Origin of the sequence: Pseudomonas gessardii, assembly GCF_001983165.1 — a bacterium.
Taxonomy (GTDB): Bacteria; Pseudomonadota; Gammaproteobacteria; order Pseudomonadales; family Pseudomonadaceae; genus Aquipseudomonas; species Aquipseudomonas gessardii.
Genome location: NZ_MNPU01000025.1, coordinates 1 through 18,293 on the forward strand (window position 1 = coordinate 1; position 18,293 = coordinate 18,293).

The window sequence follows — 18,293 nt, forward strand, 5'->3', positions numbered from 1 at the left end:
CTCGGGCTGGTCTCGATACTGGATACGATAAACCGACTTAACCGTATAACCTGAACCGCCGTATACGGAACCGTACGTACGGTGGTGTGAGAGGACGGCGGATGTGAATCCGCCTCCTACTCGATCGCGTCATTTGATCAGCGCGCGACCTTGCCCGTGGCCGGCAACGCCGGCTGGCCACGAATCGCGCGCTGGGTATCCAGTACCCGCGCCAGTGCCGTTTCGGCCTCCGGGCTTTGCTGCGGCACACGAATGGCCGCCGAGACCAGCGTGATCAGCTTGGCCATGACTTCCGCGTCCGTGGCCGGGCGCCCCAGGCTCATGGAGTTCATCAGCAGGCGCAACTCGGTGCCGGCCATCACCCCGGAAATAGCCTTCAGGGCAAATTGCAGGCGCACCCCCAGCTCATTGCGCGGCAGGTCGGGCAACGCCAGGGCGAAGGCCTCGAAGAAACGCTGGAACACGGGCTGGTAGTGCACCTTGAGGTATTCCTGGATAAACGGCGAAGTATCGCTGTACACCCGGCCGAGGAAGCGAATGAAGGAGCGCCCTTCACCGCTGGCCGGATCACTGCGCTCCAGGCCCATGGCCGGGGCAAACAGCACGCCGAGCAAGGTATCGCAATCCAGCGGGCCGTCAGACTCCGCCTCGCACCGGGCAAGCAATTCCAGGCGCTGCTCGTTGAGCGGCTCCAGGCGCTGCATCAGTAATGTTTTCATCAGGGAGTCCTTGTCCCCGAAGTGATAATTTACTGCGGCGAGGTTGACCTGGGCCTTCTCGGTGATTTGCCGCAACAACACGGCATCGTAGCCGTACTTGATAAAAAGAGCCTCTGTCGCATCCAGCAGTCGAGTCTTGGTTACATTTGGAGCGCTGAGTTTCTTCGCGACCATATAAGTTCCACGGGGGAAATATGTTTTAAAAATAAATTTGATTTTTTATACCGGGGCGAGTGCCCGAAAGCAAGTAGTGACACTGCACCCTACTCTCCAAACGCGTTGCCGCCCGCCCCGCAAACGGCTTCCCCAGGGCAGGACCCGGCATTTTCCGGCCAGCGGTAGCGGCTCTGCCACAAGAAAAACCGCTCTATCTCTGTGGCTGGCGAAGCGGCTGGATCGCAGTTACTATTCAAACAATGTTTTTAAAACAAGAATAAAAACCCGCTGTTGGCAGCCGTCACGCAGGCCCTGAAGATGTTACAACGCTTTTCAGGAACAAGCCGGATTGCCGAAGCGCAAGGCGTAGTCATGATGACAGATACCCCAACGCTCCCAGGCTTTATTTCTCTGCAAGGCATCGGCAAAAGCTATCAATTGGCCGGACAACACTTGGCCATTCTCAATGACGTCAGCCTGTCCATCGCCCGTGGAGAAAGCTGCGGCATCCTCGGGGCTTCGGGCTCCGGTAAAAGTACCCTGCTCAATATCCTCGGCCTGCTGGACCTGCCCGACTGCGGCGCCTATCACTTCGCCGGCCATGACATTTTCCACGCCACGCCGGATCAACTGGCCGCGATCCGCAACCAGCAGATCGGCTTTGTGTTCCAGAGCTTCAACCTGCTGCCGCGCCTCAGCGCCCTGGACAACGTGGCCCTGCCCCTGGGTTATCGCGGTGTGTCGCGCCAGGAGTCGGTGGCGCGGGCCCTGCATATGCTGGAGCAGGTCGGTCTGGCCGAACGGGCCCACCATCGCCCCGCCGACCTGTCCGGCGGCCAGCGCCAGCGGGTGGCGATTGCCCGCGCGCTGGTCGGCGCGCCGGCGGTGATTCTGGCCGACGAACCCACCGGCAACCTCGACAGCCACACCGCCCAGGACATCATGGACCTGCTGCTGGCCCTGAACCACGAGCAGGGCGTCACGTTGATCATCGTCACCCACGACCCGCATATCGCCGAGCGCCTGAACCGCCAGATCCTGGTGCGCAACGGCGTGGTCCATGAGGCAGAATGCGTATGAGCCTGCGGGTCGAACAGAGCCTGAGCCAGTTGCTGCACGAAGCGTTTGTCAGCCTGCGAACCCTGGGCAAGCGCTCCATCCTGGCCCTGCTGGGGATTGTCATCGGCAGCTCATCGGTAGTCGCACTGATCAATATCGGGCATAACGCCGCCGAAGATGCGGCGATGATTTTCAAGGACATGGGCACCGACACCCTGGTGGCGCAGTTCCCGCCCAAGGGCAACAGCAGCGTGCCGATGCCCACCAGCCTGGACCTGCAAGCCGTACGCCAGGCGGTGCCTGGCATCCTCCACATCGGCGCGATTTCCTCGTTCAGCGGGCCGATCGTCTTTCATGGTCGCACCACCAACGCCGGCTTGATTGGCAGCACCCCGGGCCTCAAGGACGCCATGCGCCTGGTTCTGCGCGAAGGTCGCTTCCTGTCCGAGTTCGACAGCGGCGAAACCTACGCGGTGGTCGGCGACCAGATCGCCCAGGCGTTAAGCGCGCCCGGCGACCCGCTGCGCCTGGGCGATCGGGTGCGGGTCAACGACTATCTGTTCCTCGTCATCGGCATCCTGCAGGACCAGCCGCGCTCGATGCTGATTCCGGTGCAAAGCAACGAATCACTGTTCATCCCGGCTGCCGGCATGCGCCGTATCTATTCCACACCCCAGGTAGGCAGCGTGGTCCTGCGTGCAGCGGTCGGCCAGGACATGGAGCGCATCGCGGCCCAGGCCACCCAGGCCTTGGGCGCGCAACTCCCGGACCATATCGTCGAGATCCAGATCCCCCAGCAAATGATCGACGGCATGACTCGGCAAAGCCGCACATTCGCCTATCTGTTGCTGGCCCTGGGCGCCATCTCCCTGGTGGGTGGCGGGGTCGGCGTGATGAATGTGATGCTGATGAACGTCTCGGAACGCCGCCGGGAAATCGGCATCCGCATGGCCCTGGGCGCTCGCCAGCGGGATATCCGCAACCTGTTCCTGCTCGAAGCCGTCACCCTCACGGCCGTCGGCGCGCTGTGTGGCGCAATGCTGGGCATGGGGGCGGCCTATCTCTACGCCTGGCTGTCGGGCTGGCAGTTTGCCCTGGCCGTATCGGCCCTGCCCCTGGGCGTGGGCAGTACGTTGCTGGTGGGGTTGTTTTTCGGGATCTACCCGGCCGTCTCGGCGTCACGCTTGCAGCCGGTGGAGGCCCTGCGCGATGAATAAACCCCTGCTGTGGCTGATCGCCCTGGTGAGCCTGCCCTGTGTGGCCGCCGATATGGTGATCCGCCCTTCGGCGCCGACCACCACGCGCAGCGGCTATGAGCGCAGTGTCTCGCTCAACGCCCAGCTCACCACCCTGACCCTGGGCGACGCGGTGTACCTGGGCCTGCGCAACAACCCGGCAATCCGCAGCGCCTACCTGCAGCGGGTGGCGCAGAAGTTCGACCTGCGGGTGGCCGAAGATGCCTTCAACCCCAAGCTGGTGCTCAACAGCGCCTACCGTACTACCCAGGGCAGCGACGACCGCGCCCGCAATGCCACCCTGTCACCGACCAGCAGCTTGCTCGGCGAGTACGGTACCCGCCTGAGCATGGGCTGGACCCAGCAACTGAACAACGCCAACCGTGCCGGGCGCTACCGCAGCGATGGCCTGGACCTGGCCATCATCCAGCCGCTGATGCGCGGCGCCGGCTGGGACGCCACTACTGCGCCACTGCGCTTGTCACGCCTGTCCGAACAGGCCAACCGCTTGAACCTCAAGGCCAGCGTCGCGCAGACCATCAGCCAGATCATCGCCACCTACCGCGAGCTGCTGCGGGCCCAGGAGCAACTGAGCATCGCCCAGGAGGCCCTCAAGCGTTCCAATACCCTGCTGGACGTCAACAAGGCGCTGATCAATGCCGGGCGCATGGCCGAATTTGAAATCGTCCAGACCGAAGCTGACATCGCCTCACAGCAACTGGGCGTCGAGGAAGCCCAGAACCAATTGGATATGAGTCGCCTGTCGTTGCTGCGCCTGCTGGCCCTGGACCTGGCGACACCGCTGCGTGCCACCGAAGCCCTGGAAGCCACGCGCATGGACATCGACAAGCGCGAGGCCTTCAACCTGGCGCAGAACCAGCAGCCCGAATACCTTTCGGCACTGCTGGGCAGCCAGCAGGCCGACCTCAACCTGGTGCTGGCCAAGGACTCCGGGCGCTGGCAGGTCGACCTGGTGGGCGGTGCCAACCAGATCCGCGCCAACACCGACAACGATGTGGGCAGTACCAGCAGCCGGCGCTGGAACAGTTATGCCGGTGTCCAGGTGCGCATTCCCATCGGCGATATCAGTACCCGCCAGGCCGAAGTCCGTGCACGCGTGGATGTAGAGAACCAGGCCATCCTGATCACCGACGCACGCCAGGAACTGGAGCGCAGCGTCAATAACGTGGTGCGCGACCTTGGCACCCGCTGGCGCCAGTATGAAATTGCCCAGCGGGCTGTGGAGCTGTCCCGGCGCAAGCTTGAGATCGAACGGGACAAACTCAGTGCCGGACGCTCCACCAACTTCCAGGTGCTGAGTTTTGAAGCCGACTTGCGCAGTGCCGAAAACGCCCGCCTCAATGCCCTGATTGCTTATTTAAATGCCCAGACCCAGCTCGACCTGACGCTGGGAATGACCTTGGAAAGTTGGGAAATCGCCCTCAATGACTACTAGAAAAGCCCTGCTGGGCGCTGCACTGCTGATGCTGCTGGGCGCTGGTGGATTTGCGCTGCTCAGTCGCCCAACGCCTGCCGCCAACCAATTCGGTACGGCCGAGCAATGGCAGGAGGTCAAGAGCGATGCCCTGGTGCACCAGATCGGCCTGGTCGGCAGGATCGAACCGGATACCACCATCACCCTGACCGCCCCGTTCGACGGCAATGTGCAGGCCAATCTGGTAGAACAGGGCCAACGGGTCGAAGCCGGCCAGGTCCTGTTGCGCATGGACCCGGCCACCCTGCAAGTGCAACTGCGCGAAGCGCTCTCCGCACAGCTCAAGGCCCGGCGTACCGTGCAGGAAATGCAGGACTGGGACAGCGGCCCCACCGTCAGTCGCGCCCGACGCAGCCTGCGTACCTCGCAAATGAGCGCCGACAACACCCAGCGCAAACTGGTCGAAAGCGAAAACCTGTTCAAGCGCGGCATCATCCCGCGCAACGAACTGGACGACCTTAAACAGCAGGCCCAGCAGCAACAATTGGACCTGGCCGCCGCCCGCAGCGAACTGCAACAGGCCCTGAACCAGGGTAAAGGCGAATACCGGCAGATTGCAGACATGGAATTGACCAACGCCACGGTCAAGTACGACGCCTTGCGCAAGCTGCTTGACGGCCAGGAGGTCAAGGCACCGTTTTCCGGGATCGTCGTGCCCCCACCCGGCAGCAGCACCCCGCAGGGCGGTAACAACACCCCGCCAGTACAGGCGGGGAGCAAGGTCGGTCAGGGCCAGGTGCTGTTCGGGTTGGCCAATATCGAACGCCTGAAGATCGTCGCCAAAGTCTCGGAACTGGATATCAACCAGTTGCACCAGGGCCAGCCGGTGGAGGTCATGGGCGACGGCTTCGACGGCGAGCACCTGAGCGGTTCGGTCAGCGTGGTCAGCAGCCTGGCGATTGCCAATGACAACCAGGGCAGCGCGCAATTCCCGGTGACCTTGTCCATTCCCAAATTGACCGACAAACAGCTGCAAAGGGTCCGCCTGGGCATGAGCGCGCGCCTGACTATCGTGACCTACAACAATGCCCAGGCGATCATCGTGCCGGCCCAGGCGATCAGCCATGGGGAAGATGGGCTTTGGGTGGCGTATCGGGCAGCCATGGACAAGCCGGTGGAGCGGGTGAACATCACCACGGGACAATCGACGGCCCAAGGCGTGGAAGTGTTTGGGCTCAAGCCTGGGTTTATCAAAACTGACTTGTGACGCCCTTTGCAGCGTGTCCGAAAAGCACTTGAAGAGCTTACCTACACAAATACAGGAAACTTACTACATCATAAGATATTGTAAAAAAATACGCCTTAGAAAAGTATTGTCATCCGTTTTGCCTCGGGCGACAGGTGCGCAATATGAATCGTTATTCAAATATCAAGAAAATGGTGGCCGGCGGTGATTTATTTTGGAGCCGAACACAAGAGGCCCGAATGAGCGGAATTGTCGCCGACAATCTCGGTGACGGCTTCATGCAAGTCAATGACGACAAATTCATAAACATGTGCTCTTACTCCTACCTTGGCCTGGACTCCAATATCGAAATCTTGAATGGCGCAATAACTGCACTCGACTCGTCGCGAACCTTAAATTCCTCCACGTCCCGTGTACGAATTTGTTTACCGCTATTGGAAGAGGCAGAACTTGCACTATCAGATCTGTTTTCCGTAGACGTGCTGACTACAGTTTCATGCGCTTCAGCCGCCGCTGCAATGCTTCCATTACTCGCCGCAGGTGTATTTACACAAAATATCCCGCCACTCATGGTTTTTGATCAATGCGCACACTTCTGCTTGAGCTTGATGAAAGCCGTTTGCGCAGACGAATCCGAAGTGGTGACAGCACCGCACAATGACTTAAACTTCCTGGAAGACTGCTGCAAGAAAAAGCAGCGGGTCGCTTACATCGCGGACGGCGTCTATAGCACGGGAGGATGCGCCAACATATCGGAATTGATGACCCTCCAAGACAAGTACGGTTTATTTGTTTTATACGACGAGGCTCATGGCCTATCGGCACAGGGTGCAAATGGCTGCGGATTAGTTCTCAATACAATGGGCACACTAAACAACAACACCATGATAATCGCATCATTGAACAAGGGTTTTGGTGCTTCCGGCGGGGCGATCTTCTTTGATTCGTCGATTAACAAAGCAAATTTATTGCGGTTTGGCGGCCCTCTATCTTGGTCCCAACGAATTAATACAGCAGGTTTAGGCGCAATTATCGCTGCTGCAAAAATACATAAATCCACAGAACTGCAACGCCTGCAAAACAGGTTGACGACCAACATCCAATTATTCGACATGCACATCAAGACCCCCTTGGCAGGAGATGGATTACCTATCAGGTTGATTCCCATGGGTGATGAGCAACATGCAATCACCACCGCAACAAAACTCATGAAGCTTGGATTTTATACATCGCCGTTATTTTACCCTGTCGTTCCCAAATCAACTCCGGGCCTGCGCGTCATGCTAAGAGCAAACCTGGCCTCAGACGACTTAAAACAGTTTTGTACAGCGGTAAATTCAATGCTGTAGATGCAACCCCACCCCTTAGGACGCCGTGATAAAAGGAACTTACATGTCATTATCCCCTCAACGGGTGCTCCTTCTCGCGTGTTGCACGACCATAATCGCCCAGCTTGGTATAACACTGTACATACCTGCAACAACCCAGCTCGCCTCGAAACTAAATATAGAAGAGGCAGAAGGTTATAAAATTCTACTCTTTTATTTGGGTGGTGCTGTACTACCGATAGTTTTTATGTCACGCCTGATTCGCAGTTTCGGGCGCCACACTGCAATTCTCGTTTGCAGTGCAATTTTATTCGTTGGTAGCTTACTGTCTTTACTTAGCTTTGGCCCCGAGGTGTTCTTTTTCTCCCGGTTCATGCAAGGCATAGGTGCTGGCGGAGGGGCTCTGGTCGGCAGGGCACTGTTAACGGATATCTCATCAGGAGCGGCACTTGCGAAAAACCTGTCGGTATTATCCTATTCATTTATTCTTGCACTTATCGGCGGGCAGGTAGCGGGCGGTTTTCTGGTAGCAAGTCTTAACTGGGTCGCTCTGCCATGCCTACTGATTATCGGCTTGATACTCACCAGCACACTAGCTTTTATAATACGTGCGCGCCTTTACAAACTAGACACTTTGGCAAAAAAATTCACACTCACGCCAAACTACTACGCTATTGCAATCCAGCCCAGCTTTTATCTGCCGGTCATTTTAGGAGGATGTGGCTATGGCATTTTTATTGTCTATCAAGGTATCGGAGCGTATGTATTTCACTCCAATTTCCGTTGGAGCAGCACCGATTATGGCACGTTCGGCTTGTGGTTGGGCCTAGCTTATTACTTAGGTGCATTCACTGTAAGGCGAGCCTTGAGTGTTGTCAGTGTTTGCCAATTATCATTTTTTGGCGCATCCCTCTTAGTCGCCTCAACCAGCGTTTTGTTTTTGGCCGCCTGGCAAAATATGTCAATCCACTTGATTGTTGGAACCTATTTGGTTATTTGGTACGCCCAGGCAACGCTCTACCCATGCACAGCAGCCATGGCAGTAAACAAATTGCCCGGCGCCAACCCAATGATGCTGTTTAGTTTTCTACAGCAATTGGTGGCGTTAACATTTGGTACTCTTGCGACTTTTTTTATCCCTTACGGCATTCAAACTGTGGCACTGCTCACGGCATGCCTGGGTGGACTTGGTGTAGTCACGGCACTTCTCATTCTGAAAAGAGAGGCTTGATATGGACATATTGACTAGAAGTTGGCTGTGCATGCCCGCCAGCCAAAAACACATAGCGCGGAAAATTATTGAGTCTAACGCCGATATCGTATTATTGGATCTGGAAGACTCAGTCCCAATGTGCAAAAAACAATTTGCACGCGAGCAACTGCTGACACTAGAGCACTCTATCCACAACCGGCGCAATCTAGCGATAAGAGTCAATACACTCACCAAGTCCGAAGGCATCAGAGATCTGGTTTTTTTGTTAGACCACAACATCGTTCCCGAATATTTAATCGTCCCCAAAGTAGAGTCAGCCGGCGAACTAAAAGTCCTTAATGAATTGACATGCGCTACTGGCCAACGAGTAAAAACCTTTGCAATCATCGAAACGTTAAAAGGATTGCGCTGCATCGACTCCATTATCAATGAAAAAACAAGCTTGCGCGGCTTGATTTTAGGCAGCGCGGACATCTCATCAGAGATCAATTTCAAAATCGCAGAGCGTGCACTGACCCAGATCAAGTGCGATATAGCCATCGCCGCCCTCAGCACGGGACTAATGGTCATTGACTCGCCCTGTTTTAAATTGAACAACGAAAAGGCGCTTAGAACAGAAATCGAGATGGCGAAAGAGTTTGGCTATTCGGGGAAAATTGCTATTCATCCAGCTCAAGTAGAACTGATAAATAAATTATTTACCCCGACAGCAATCGAACTGAAAAAAGCACGAGCAATTATCAAATGCCTCGAAGCATCAGAACCATTAACAGCCATATCCACCTTGGATGGAGAAATGCTGGGACCTCCTTTTGAAATCATGGCCCGCAGGCTTTTGGCAATTAACGAATCGCTCTCAAGAACCAATAGGAAGCCAGCATGAACATCAATCAACCGCTCCCCGGCAGCAAGGCATTAAGCAAACTAAGCAAAGTAGGGCCCGGACGCTATCGTGAGGATCATGGGCTTGGCTTCGATGACTTCATTATTGGCGATATATTTGAACATCGTCCAGGCCGTACGGTAACAGAAGCGGATAACGTCTGGATGTCGTTAATCTGTATGAATAACCACCCTGTCCATATCAATGCAGAATATGCAAAGCAAACCGAATTTGGGCAAGTACTGGTATCGAGTCTGGTGACCTTTTCGATTGTCGGTGGGATGAGCCTGGCGAGCACGAGCGCAAAAGCAATTGCCAATTTAGGCTGGGATAAAGTACGCCTGGTTGCCCCTGTATTTGTTGGCGATACATTGTATGCCGAAAGCGAAGTCATCCATAAGCGCCCCTCTGCCAGTCGCCCCGGGCAAGGCATAGTAACGGTCCTAACCAAAGGACTCAAGGCAAACGGGCAAGTATGTTTGTCCTACGAGCGTAGTTTTCTGATTGCTCTCGACCAAGTACCCGCGGTTTGAGTAGCCTATGAAAATTTTAGATGAGGCCTTGATAAAAAATATTATTAGTATGGAAGAAGCGATTGACGTACTTCGTGAAAACTATCGTCAATACAGCAGTTCAAACGACAATAACCCTGCGCGAACTATCGTGAGAGTCCAGGAAAAACATGCAACGTTTGGGGTAATGCCCTACTACTCTCACTCTCACAATTTATTTATGGTCAAGGTTGTTTCCCATCACTTATTCAACAAAGCCCATGGACGAACATCTATAAGTGGCGTGATTGTTATACAGGATGGCGCCACAGGGCAGATAAAAGCTCAAATGGATGCAGCAGCCATTACCGCTCTACGCACAGGCGCCACTGCAGGATTGGCGACTGATTTGCTGGCAATGGCCCACGCCAAAAAAGTTGCCGTCATCGGTGCAGGTGCTCAGGCAATGGCCGTATTTGAGGCTGTGTTGAGTGTCAGACAGGTAAACCAGGTGGCCGTCTGCTCGACAAGCCAGGCAAGCGCAGAACAGTTTATAGCTGACGCCAAAAGCCGGTTCAGTCGGGAGATTGAATACATCAGCCATCATAGCGCCCGCCAGGCGGTCTCAGGCGCCGACATCATCTGCACGGCAACCACCTGCGCAACCCCCTTGTTCTCTGCCTGCGACGTAGCAAAGGGTGCCCATATAAACGCGGTAGGCAAGCATACGCTGTTGTCGCGTGAGTTCCCGTTGGAGCTTCTGCATCGGGCTATCTTAATGGTGGAAGATAGAAAAGCTGCAATTGAAGAGGCCGGGGATTATCACCAACACTCAATATCCATTGCTGACATGCTGAACAGCCATTATGCAGTTCACCAAGGCAAGACCACGATCTTTTCTTCGGTAGGGACTGCTTTTCAGGACGCGTGCATCTGCATCGCAATCCTGAAGAAGCTAAAAATCTGAAAAAATTACGAGGTTCCTAATCGGCATGCCAACGCCTTGGCCTGGATCGCCACATCCGTCACCGCCGTGCTCTCCCACCACATGCCGCGCAGCGGCGGGCCCATGGCAAAGAGCCGTTCACTGGCCACCCCCTGTTTATCCAGCACCGCCCCCGAGGCATCCGCCGCTATCCCTAGCGCCAATGGCCCGGGCTTGATCAAGCCGCGCGCCAGCAATTGCCTGGGCAACGGGCGGGCCACGCAGCGCCAGTCGTATTCGATCCCGCTGGAGTTGATCAAGGCCGCGCCACTGACGAAGGAGGTGTGCTGTTCGCCACGACGGCGCAAGCGCAGGGTCACTTCGCCGTTTACCGTGGGCTCCAGGCCCAGGAACGAAGCGGCCTGGATCCGCAGGCGCCCTTCCCCGTGCAGCCGCGCCACCAGCTCGGCGCTCAACGGTGGCGAGCGGTGGTGATGGCTCTCCCACCAGGGCCGTACATGGCGCACGAACTGGCGCTTCTCGCGCTCGCTGGCCTGGCTCCACAGGCGGCCGATATGGGCGCGCACAGTGTCCAGGGGAGCTTGCCAGTCGATGCCCTGGGCCAGGGCGCTCTGGCATTGGCCGCGCACTGCCCGCAGTAGTTGCCGCGGGCTGCGCAGGCACTGATCTTCAGCGAGAAAGTCCACCCAGGCCGGGGGTTGCCGGCGCACATGGGGCAGCAAGCCATGGCGTGAAAAAATCTCGATCGGCCCGCGATGCCCGGCCTGTTCCAGTGACACCACAGCATCGACCATGGTCAGGCCGGAGCCGATGATCAACACCGTGGAGTGTGGGTCCAGTTGCGTCATGGCGCGCACATCCCACGGGTCAAGCGCCGCCGCATTCAAGCCGCTGGAGTGGGTTTGCGGCGTGCGCGCCGCTGGGAACATGCCCGTGGCCAGTACGGCCTGGGCACCGTGCAGTGGTTGGCCGTCATCCAGGGTCAGGTGTACGCCGTCCGGTCCCACCTGCGCATCGATGACCTCGGCGCGGATGTGCGTGAGCGTTGACGCCGACCCCTCCCGGGCCTGCGCCAGCCGCTGTTGCGCATACAGGCCAAAGATCCCCCGGGGTGGGAACAGCTCGCTGACGGGGACGTGTTGCTGATCCGATTCCGGCCAGCCGCCAGCGGCGATGTAGTCGGTCAACCAGTGGGTCAAGTCGTCGGCGTTGTCCGGGTCCACACTCATGCGTGCCGCATTGCCATTGAGGGTGTGCCCCAGCTCCACCGCACTATAGGCTTCGCCCCGTCCAAGCTCTGCACGCGGCTCGATCACCAGAATCTTTCGCGTGCCGGGCAAACGCAGCAACTGCACGGCCAGCAGCGTACCGCTCAGCCCCCCGCCGATGATCAGCACATCGGCGTTGCAGATGGCCTTTGTCGCCTGTCCACGTTCGGTTTCACTCATGCAAATATGCCCTTACTGGTTGCCCGAATAATGCTTATGCCCATCGCCTGCGCCAGCGTAAACCCGCGTTCAGAGCGACGTGGCTGCGTTAGTTATATAGCCAGGCGCGCTCCGTTGCACGAGTTACGCCAAGATGGAGAACCCCACACTTTCTCGATTGCGATGAAACTGTTAGCGCCATTCGTGGGTTTTTCCATGGGCAGGGAACGCACACCATGGGCCGCAACACGCCCTTTCCTGCCGATTCCCGGAGCTTTTCATGCACCTCAAGCACGCCTTTATCTGGCCTGCCCTGGCCTTGTCGATTGCCATCAACAGCCAGGCGGCTCAGGCCCAACCGATACCCAGCGAGCAAACTATTGGCACCATCGAGCAGGTGTTCGCCTTCCATGACGCCATGCCCACCGGCGTCAGCGTTGCCGAAAACGGGCGGATCTTTGTCAATTTTCCACGCTGGGGCGACGCGGTGCCCTTCACCGTGGGTGAGCTGCGCGATGGCCAGGTCGTGCCTTACCCTGACCTGGCTATGAACCAGGCCGACCCGAAAGACCCGGCCAAGGGTTTTATCAGTGTGCAAAGTGTGGTGGCCGATGGTCGCGGGCGGATCTGGATACTGGATACTGCCGCCCCCGGTTTCGCCTCGCCAACGCCCGGCGGTGCCAAGTTGGTGGCCGTCGATCTGGCCACCAACAAAGTGGTCAAGACCCTGGTGTTCCCGAAAAACGTGATGCTGCCCAGCACCTACGTCAACGATATGCGTTTTGACTTCCGGGTGGGCGATGAAGGGGTGATCTACATCACCGACTCGGCCCTGAGCGGTCCCGGGGCGATCATCGTCATGGACATTGCCAGCGGCACCGCCCTACGCCGCCTCAGCGGTGCCACCTCGACCTCGGTAGACCCGAATTTCGTGCCCAAGGTCGAAGGCCAGGTCTTGCAGGTTCGCAACACCGACGGCAGCACCCGTCCGTTTGCGGTAGCGTCCGATGGCATCGCCCTGTCCGCCGACGGCCAGACGCTGTACTTCTGCCCGCTGTCCAGCCGCCATCTGTACTCGGTACCCACCGCGTTGCTGCGCGACACCTCGGTCAGCGAAGCGCAGCTGGATATGGCGGTCAAGGACCTGGGGGAAAAAGGCGCTTCCGATGGCCTCGAAGCCGATGCCTCCGGCGCCCTGTATGCCGGCGACTACGAACACAACAGCGTGCGCAAACGCCTGGCGGACGGACAGTGGCAGACCATCGTCCACGACCCACGTGTGCTCTGGCCCGATACCCTGTCCATCGGGCCGGACGGTTACCTGTATTTCATGGCCAACCAGTTGCATCGCCAGGGCATCTTCCACGCAGGTCGCGACTTGCGCCAGAAGCCCTACAGCCTGCTGCGCGTGAAGATTGATGCGGCGCCGGCACCCACCCTCTAGCCCCGTGATCAGCCGTACCTCTTGGAGGAAGCAACATGCGCAGACACCCACCCCGGCGCCCGGCGAAAACGCTGACCGTGACCCACCAGGACTTTTCCCTGGCCAATATCGCCAGCGGCTCGCGTGTGGTGCGCCTGGGCGTCACCGATCTGTCCTTCCATCGCGCCACCGCCGCCGTGGTGGCGCTGGTCCTGCAGCGCATGGGCCTGACTGTCGAACGGCAATATGCCCTGCACGAAGTGAATTTCGAGCGCTTGCGCGAAGGCGCCATCGACATGTTGGCCTCGGCCTGGCTGCCATGCAGCCATGGTGTGTACCGACAGGCCATGCCCGTCCGTGAACTGGGCCTGCATTACCAGCCCTATGCCATGTGGGGCGTGCCCGACTATGTGAGCGAGGCAGATGTGGCATCCATCGACGACCTGCTCAAGCCCGAGGTTCGCGCGCGCATGCACCCGCTGATCCAGGGGATCGGGCTGGGCGCAGGGATTACCCGGTTTTCCCTGAAAATCATGGACGAATACGGCTTGAGCAACGCCGGCTATCAATTTCGCACGGGCACTCAGGACGATTGCATCGACGCCTTTGAGGCCCTGTACCGCCAAGGGCACTGGGGTATCGTGCCGTTGTGGCATCCGCAGTTCCTGCACCACCGCTATCGTATCCGCGAATTGAAGGACCCCAGGGGTTTGCTCGGCAATGTGGATCGGGCGGTGCTGCTGGCGCGGGAAGATCGCCTGGCGTTGCTGACCCGTGCAGAGATTCAGGTGCTGGATAATATTCGTCTGTCGAACCCGGTCGTTGCCGAGCTGGATAATGCATTCAACCGGGGTGAACGCTCGGCGGATGAGGCAGCCAGGGAGTGGCTGGCGCGGCATCCGCAGATTCTGCGCGGGTGGCTGGCACCGGTGAGCTGACAGAAGACGGGCTGTTGCGCAGGCGTTCCAACAGCGTTTCACTGGCACAGTGCAAGTGCGCTCTGCCCCTGCGTCCCTGCAGGGTAATAGCCCGGGTCAGTCGTACTCGACAATCCCCAGTTGCTTGGCCATGAACAGCTCATTGCGCTCGACGATTTCCTCGACCACTTTGCCTTCGGCATTGAACCGGAAGTACGTCAACGCGCTCCAGGCCAGGTCTTTGCCGCTCACATCAAACCCATGCCAGGTGTTGGAGCCCTTGGCGTGATGCATCAACGCAACCACCACCACATCAGCGGCCACCACTTCTTTTTGGAAGGTTGTCTCGATCGACTCGTAGCGCTCGGTCACGTTCAGGCGCAAGGCCTGTTTGAACGGTTCGACACCGACGATAGGCGCCGGACAATCGGGGCGATGAACCACCACATCGTCGGCAAAAAATTCCGCTACGCGCTCAACATCCTTACCGTCGACGCAATACTTGAAGTACTTTTTCACCACATCCAGATGCTTGCTCATTTCGACTCCAATCAAGGTTTTCCCTGCACTCAACGGCTAGACTGGCAGAGGCAAAAAAAGCTTAACGGTCGGCATAAACCTGAAAAATGCTGTAACTGGAAAACACCCTTGCGCGCAGTGGAGCAATGCTGATGGATCGCTGGACCGAATATGAGTTGTTTGTAAAGGTCGCGGAACTGGGCAGCGTGACCAAGGCCGCAGACGCCCTGGACCTGTCCAGTGCGGCGGCCAGCCGGCACTTGGCGGCACTGGAGAATCGCCTGGGCGTGAGGCTGATCGAGCGCAGCACCCGGCGCTTGTTCGTCACCGAAGTCGGCAAGGTGTTCTACACCAATTCCAAGGCCGCCCTCACGGCGATGCAAGGCGCGACCGAGGCCGTCAGCGCGAGCAAAAACCATCCGCATGGGGTGTTGCGTGTGACCGCATCCTTATCCCTGTGCCTGCAACATATCCTACCGCTGGTGCCCAAGTTCAAGGAGCAGTACCCGGATGTGCGCCTGGAGATCGTGGCCGAGAACCGCTACCACGACATCATTGACGACAACATCGACGTCGCCCTGCGCACCCGCGACAGTGAGCCGGACTCCAGCCTGGTGATCCGCCGCCTGACCGATACCCGACGCATACTGGCTGCTTCGCCGGACTACCTCGAGCGTTGCGGTCGCCCGCTACATCCGCAGGCGTTGGCCGAGCATCAACTGTTGCTCTACACCTACGCCACCGATCCCTATGAGCTGACGTTCCAGCGCGAAGACCAGACCATCACGGTGCCCGCCACTCCGGCGCTGGAATCCAACGACGGCTATCTGTTGCGCGCGGTTGCGTTGCAGGGCCTGGGCATCCTCGCGCAACCCACCTATGTGATCCACGACGATATCGTCGCCGGGCGCCTGGTGCCGATCCTCAGCGAGTGGAACCTGCCCCGCCTGGAAATCAACCTCGTCTACCCCTCGCGACGCCACTTGCCGGCCAAGACCCGGGTGTTTATCGATTTTATCGTCAAGGAGTTCCAGCACCTGGATTGAACCGTCGCGCTCAGTGTTGGATCACTGCTTTGAGTACCGTCTTGAAGGTCTCCAGTTGCTCAGCGCTGAATTGGCTGAAGACTGTGTCCTGCTGCTCACGGGCGATGGTCCACAACGCCTCGGTTTCGTCGATGCCCTTGGTGGTGAGTTTGACCCGATCCTGATCGTCGCGGACCAACGCCTTGCGCTTGAGGTTGTTCACCGCCTCTTCGATCTCACGCACCGGCATTGCCACTTCGCGCTGTAGTTCTGCCAGGCTCAGGCCGGCATCGTTCTCCAGCACCATCAGCATGCGCGCTTCACTGGTGCGCAGGCCGGTGGACAGTTGGCGCGGTTGGTAACTGGCCTGATAGGCCCGCAGCGCCTGAGTCATCAGGTAGTAGAGGTTATGGCTCAGGCGGCCCTGGAAATGGCTGCTGGGGGGCTGGCCTTCCTCGCGCCGGGTCATGCGGGTGTGCGGCAGCACCATGGAATAGGCACCCTGGTGATACAACAACGGCGAGCGGCCGCAGTCGTCGAAGGCCACCACTTTGCCAATCATGATCCAGTGGTCACCCCCGTCTACCTGCTGGTACTTCTCACACTCAAAACGGGCCGAGCAGTCAGCCAGCACCGGCGCCCCACCCTCACCGGCCTGGTACTCGACATCGGCAAAGCGGTCTTCCCTGGGCCGGGCAAAGTTGTTCGACAGCTCGATCTGATCGGCCGCCAGCACATTCACCGCAAAGTGCGTAGCGCTTTCAAACACAACGTGGCTGGTGGAGCGTTTGTCGATGCTCCAGAGGATCAGCGGCGGGTCCAAAGACACCGAATTGAAGCTGTTGGCGGTCACACCGACCTTGCGCCCGCTGGCGTCGGCGGCGGTGACCACGGTGACACCGGTGGCGAAATTGCCCAGGGCGCGGCGAAACGCGCGGCTATCGATTTTGTTTTCAGTAGACATGCAAGGCTCCCGGGCGGGCCGATGGCCCCACCCTGATTGTTCTTATAGGTAAGCGTGGCCTGCTCAGACCATTGCCGGGTCCGGCTCCAGGCCCATCAGTTCACGGCCCAGGATCTGTGCGCAAACGTCATAGTCGGTGTAGGCATGGGCCCCGGCGAGGTGAACGTCGCGGAACAGGCGTTGCAGTTCGTTGGTTTCAAACCAGGCGCCACCGCCCGCCGCCTCCATCAGCCGATCCACCGCCTGGATGCACATCTTGGTGGCGTAGCCCTGGTTAGTCCGCCAGAACGCCAGGGTGCCGCGGCTTGGGTATTCATGGCGCGCGCTGTGCTCGGCGATCTCGTCCCAGCTTTTTTCCAGCAAGGCCCGTGCAGCGGCCACCTGGTGAGTGGATTCGGCCAGGCGCATCAACGCCGGGGTCGCAGCACCGACGGCCGCACCGGTATAGGCCCGCACGCGGTTTCTGGTTTTTTCGCGGAACACCTCAAGCATGCGCTCGGCGATCCCCAGGCTGACCGTGGAAAAACCGCTGGCAAAATACGGACGGTACGGCGCGAAGAAAATCCTGCTGTCGGGATACAGGCCAAAGCCCGCCGACTGGCCTTCCATCATGTCCTTGGCCTTCTGGATACGGTGCTCGGGCACAAAGGCCTGGTCAACGAGCAAGGTCTTGCTGCCGCTGCCACGCATGCCTACCGCATACCAGTCGTCACGAATCTGATAGTCACTGCGCGGGAGCACGGCGAAGCAATAATCCTGGGTGCCTTCGGCGTTTTTGCGGCGAAAACCCATGATCGCCCACTCGGCATGGTCACAGCCCGAACTCCAGCCCATCTCGCCGCTGAAGGTCACGCCACCCGGCACTTCTTCGGTACGGCCGAACGGCGCGATGCTGCTGCTGGCCGTGGCGTCGGGGTCGTTGCCCCAGACTTCATCCTGCAACTTTGCCGCAAACATCGCCATCTGATGACTGTGGGTACACAGCAGGCTCATGGCCCACGCGGTGCTCGCACAAGAACCGGCCAACAGGGCAATGCACTGGGCAAACTGTGGCAGGGAGATTTCCATGCCGCCGTACTTTTTCGGCAAGAACGCCCGGTGCATGCCGATGCCCTTGAGCAACGCGATATTCTCGGCAGGCACGCTGCGGTCTTTCTCGGCGGCGAAGGCATTGGCAGCGATGGCGGGCAAGACCGACTTGAGGTCTTCGAGCAGAGGATTTGGCTTTTTCATGGGCGGTCTCTTTATTATTGGATATCCCCATTCCTGGCCGGCCTGTGCCCTGTTCACTCGACAGGAGGCTTAAA

General features: G+C 58.5%; 17 protein-coding genes. 12 read left to right on the forward strand and 5 right to left on the reverse strand.

All coding sequences use genetic code 11. The features are described 5' to 3' along the window. Positions 1-137: 137 nt before the first annotated feature. Entirely contained in the window at positions 138-893 is a 756-nt protein-coding gene (locus BLL38_RS17560) for a TetR/AcrR family transcriptional regulator (RefSeq protein ID WP_076963680.1), read from the reverse strand. Positions 894-1,247: 354 nt separating this feature from the next. On the opposite strand from BLL38_RS17560, the gene BLL38_RS17565 reads away from it, so the two are divergent. From BLL38_RS17565 to BLL38_RS17605, 9 genes are all read left to right on the forward strand, one after another. After that, on the forward strand, positions 1,248-1,955 hold the full coding sequence (locus tag BLL38_RS17565; RefSeq protein WP_076963681.1) for an ABC transporter ATP-binding protein: 708 nt from the start codon (positions 1,248-1,250) through the stop codon (positions 1,953-1,955). After that, the gene (locus BLL38_RS17570) at positions 1,952-3,151 is read left to right on the forward strand and encodes an ABC transporter permease (protein ID WP_076963682.1); all 1,200 of its coding nucleotides are present in this window, start codon (positions 1,952-1,954) and stop codon (positions 3,149-3,151) included. The genes BLL38_RS17565 and BLL38_RS17570 overlap by 4 nt, the downstream gene beginning before the upstream one ends. Continuing rightward, entirely contained in the window at positions 3,144-4,625 is a 1,482-nt protein-coding gene (locus tag BLL38_RS17575; RefSeq protein WP_076963683.1) for a TolC family protein, read from the forward strand. Before BLL38_RS17570 ends, BLL38_RS17575 begins: the two co-directional genes overlap by 8 nt. After that, positions 4,615-5,871 carry an efflux RND transporter periplasmic adaptor subunit gene (locus BLL38_RS17580; RefSeq protein ID WP_076963684.1) on the forward strand — a complete coding sequence of 419 codons (1,257 nt, stop codon included), beginning with the start codon at positions 4,615-4,617 and terminating at the stop codon, positions 5,869-5,871. Before BLL38_RS17575 ends, BLL38_RS17580 begins: the two co-directional genes overlap by 11 nt. 143 nt (positions 5,872-6,014) lie before the next feature. Next, positions 6,015-7,199: an aminotransferase class I/II-fold pyridoxal phosphate-dependent enzyme gene (locus BLL38_RS17585; RefSeq protein ID WP_076963685.1), complete on the forward strand. Its 1,185-nt coding sequence runs from the start codon at positions 6,015-6,017 to the stop codon at positions 7,197-7,199. 43 nt (positions 7,200-7,242) lie between these two features. Then, positions 7,243-8,409: an MFS transporter gene (locus BLL38_RS17590; RefSeq protein ID WP_076963686.1), complete on the forward strand. Its 1,167-nt coding sequence runs from the start codon at positions 7,243-7,245 to the stop codon at positions 8,407-8,409. Between the two features lies 1 nt (position 8,410). Further along, positions 8,411-9,274, forward strand: a complete 864-nt coding sequence (locus tag BLL38_RS17595) for an HpcH/HpaI aldolase/citrate lyase family protein (protein WP_076963687.1) — start codon at positions 8,411-8,413, stop codon at positions 9,272-9,274. Next, positions 9,271-9,807, forward strand: a complete 537-nt coding sequence (locus BLL38_RS17600) for a MaoC family dehydratase (RefSeq protein ID WP_076963688.1) — start codon at positions 9,271-9,273, stop codon at positions 9,805-9,807. Before BLL38_RS17595 ends, BLL38_RS17600 begins: the two co-directional genes overlap by 4 nt. Positions 9,808-9,814: 7 nt before the next feature. Further along, on the forward strand, positions 9,815-10,732 hold the full coding sequence (locus BLL38_RS17605) for an ornithine cyclodeaminase family protein (RefSeq protein ID WP_076963689.1): 918 nt from the start codon (positions 9,815-9,817) through the stop codon (positions 10,730-10,732). A gap of 5 nt (positions 10,733-10,737) precedes the next feature. Here BLL38_RS17605 and BLL38_RS17610 read toward each other — a convergent pair whose 3' ends face one another. Then, positions 10,738-12,159, reverse strand: a complete 1,422-nt coding sequence (locus BLL38_RS17610) for an FAD/NAD(P)-binding protein (RefSeq protein ID WP_076963690.1) — start codon at positions 12,157-12,159, stop codon at positions 10,738-10,740. 259 nt (positions 12,160-12,418) lie between these two features. Between BLL38_RS17610 and BLL38_RS17615 the strand changes: the two genes are divergently transcribed. Beyond that, positions 12,419-13,582 carry an L-dopachrome tautomerase-related protein gene (locus tag BLL38_RS17615; protein ID WP_076963691.1) on the forward strand — a complete coding sequence of 388 codons (1,164 nt, stop codon included), beginning with the start codon at positions 12,419-12,421 and terminating at the stop codon, positions 13,580-13,582. Between the two features lie 35 nt (positions 13,583-13,617). Further along, positions 13,618-14,499, forward strand: coding sequence for a glycine betaine ABC transporter substrate-binding protein (locus BLL38_RS17620; protein ID WP_083743076.1), 882 nt, complete (start codon positions 13,618-13,620; stop codon positions 14,497-14,499). A 96-nt stretch (positions 14,500-14,595) separates the two neighbouring features. On the opposite strand, the gene BLL38_RS17625 is transcribed toward BLL38_RS17620, so the two are convergent. Next, complete coding sequence (locus tag BLL38_RS17625) at positions 14,596-15,018, reverse strand: ester cyclase (RefSeq protein WP_076963692.1); 423 nt, start codon at positions 15,016-15,018, stop codon at positions 14,596-14,598. 131 nt (positions 15,019-15,149) lie between these two features. Between BLL38_RS17625 and BLL38_RS17630 the strand changes: the two genes are divergently transcribed. Continuing rightward, the gene (locus BLL38_RS17630; RefSeq protein WP_076963748.1) at positions 15,150-16,043 is read left to right on the forward strand and encodes a LysR family transcriptional regulator; all 894 of its coding nucleotides are present in this window, start codon (positions 15,150-15,152) and stop codon (positions 16,041-16,043) included. A 10-nt stretch (positions 16,044-16,053) separates the two neighbouring features. On the opposite strand, the gene BLL38_RS17635 is transcribed toward BLL38_RS17630, so the two are convergent. Together BLL38_RS17635 and BLL38_RS17640 are read right to left on the reverse strand one after the other, a co-directional pair. After that, positions 16,054-16,986, reverse strand: a complete 933-nt coding sequence (locus BLL38_RS17635; RefSeq protein WP_076963693.1) for a p-hydroxyphenylacetate 3-hydroxylase reductase component — start codon at positions 16,984-16,986, stop codon at positions 16,054-16,056. 63 nt (positions 16,987-17,049) lie between these two features. Continuing rightward, the gene (locus tag BLL38_RS17640; protein WP_076963694.1) at positions 17,050-18,219 is read right to left on the reverse strand and encodes a p-hydroxyphenylacetate 3-hydroxylase oxygenase component; all 1,170 of its coding nucleotides are present in this window, start codon (positions 18,217-18,219) and stop codon (positions 17,050-17,052) included. Between the last annotated feature and the right edge of the window lie 74 nt (positions 18,220-18,293).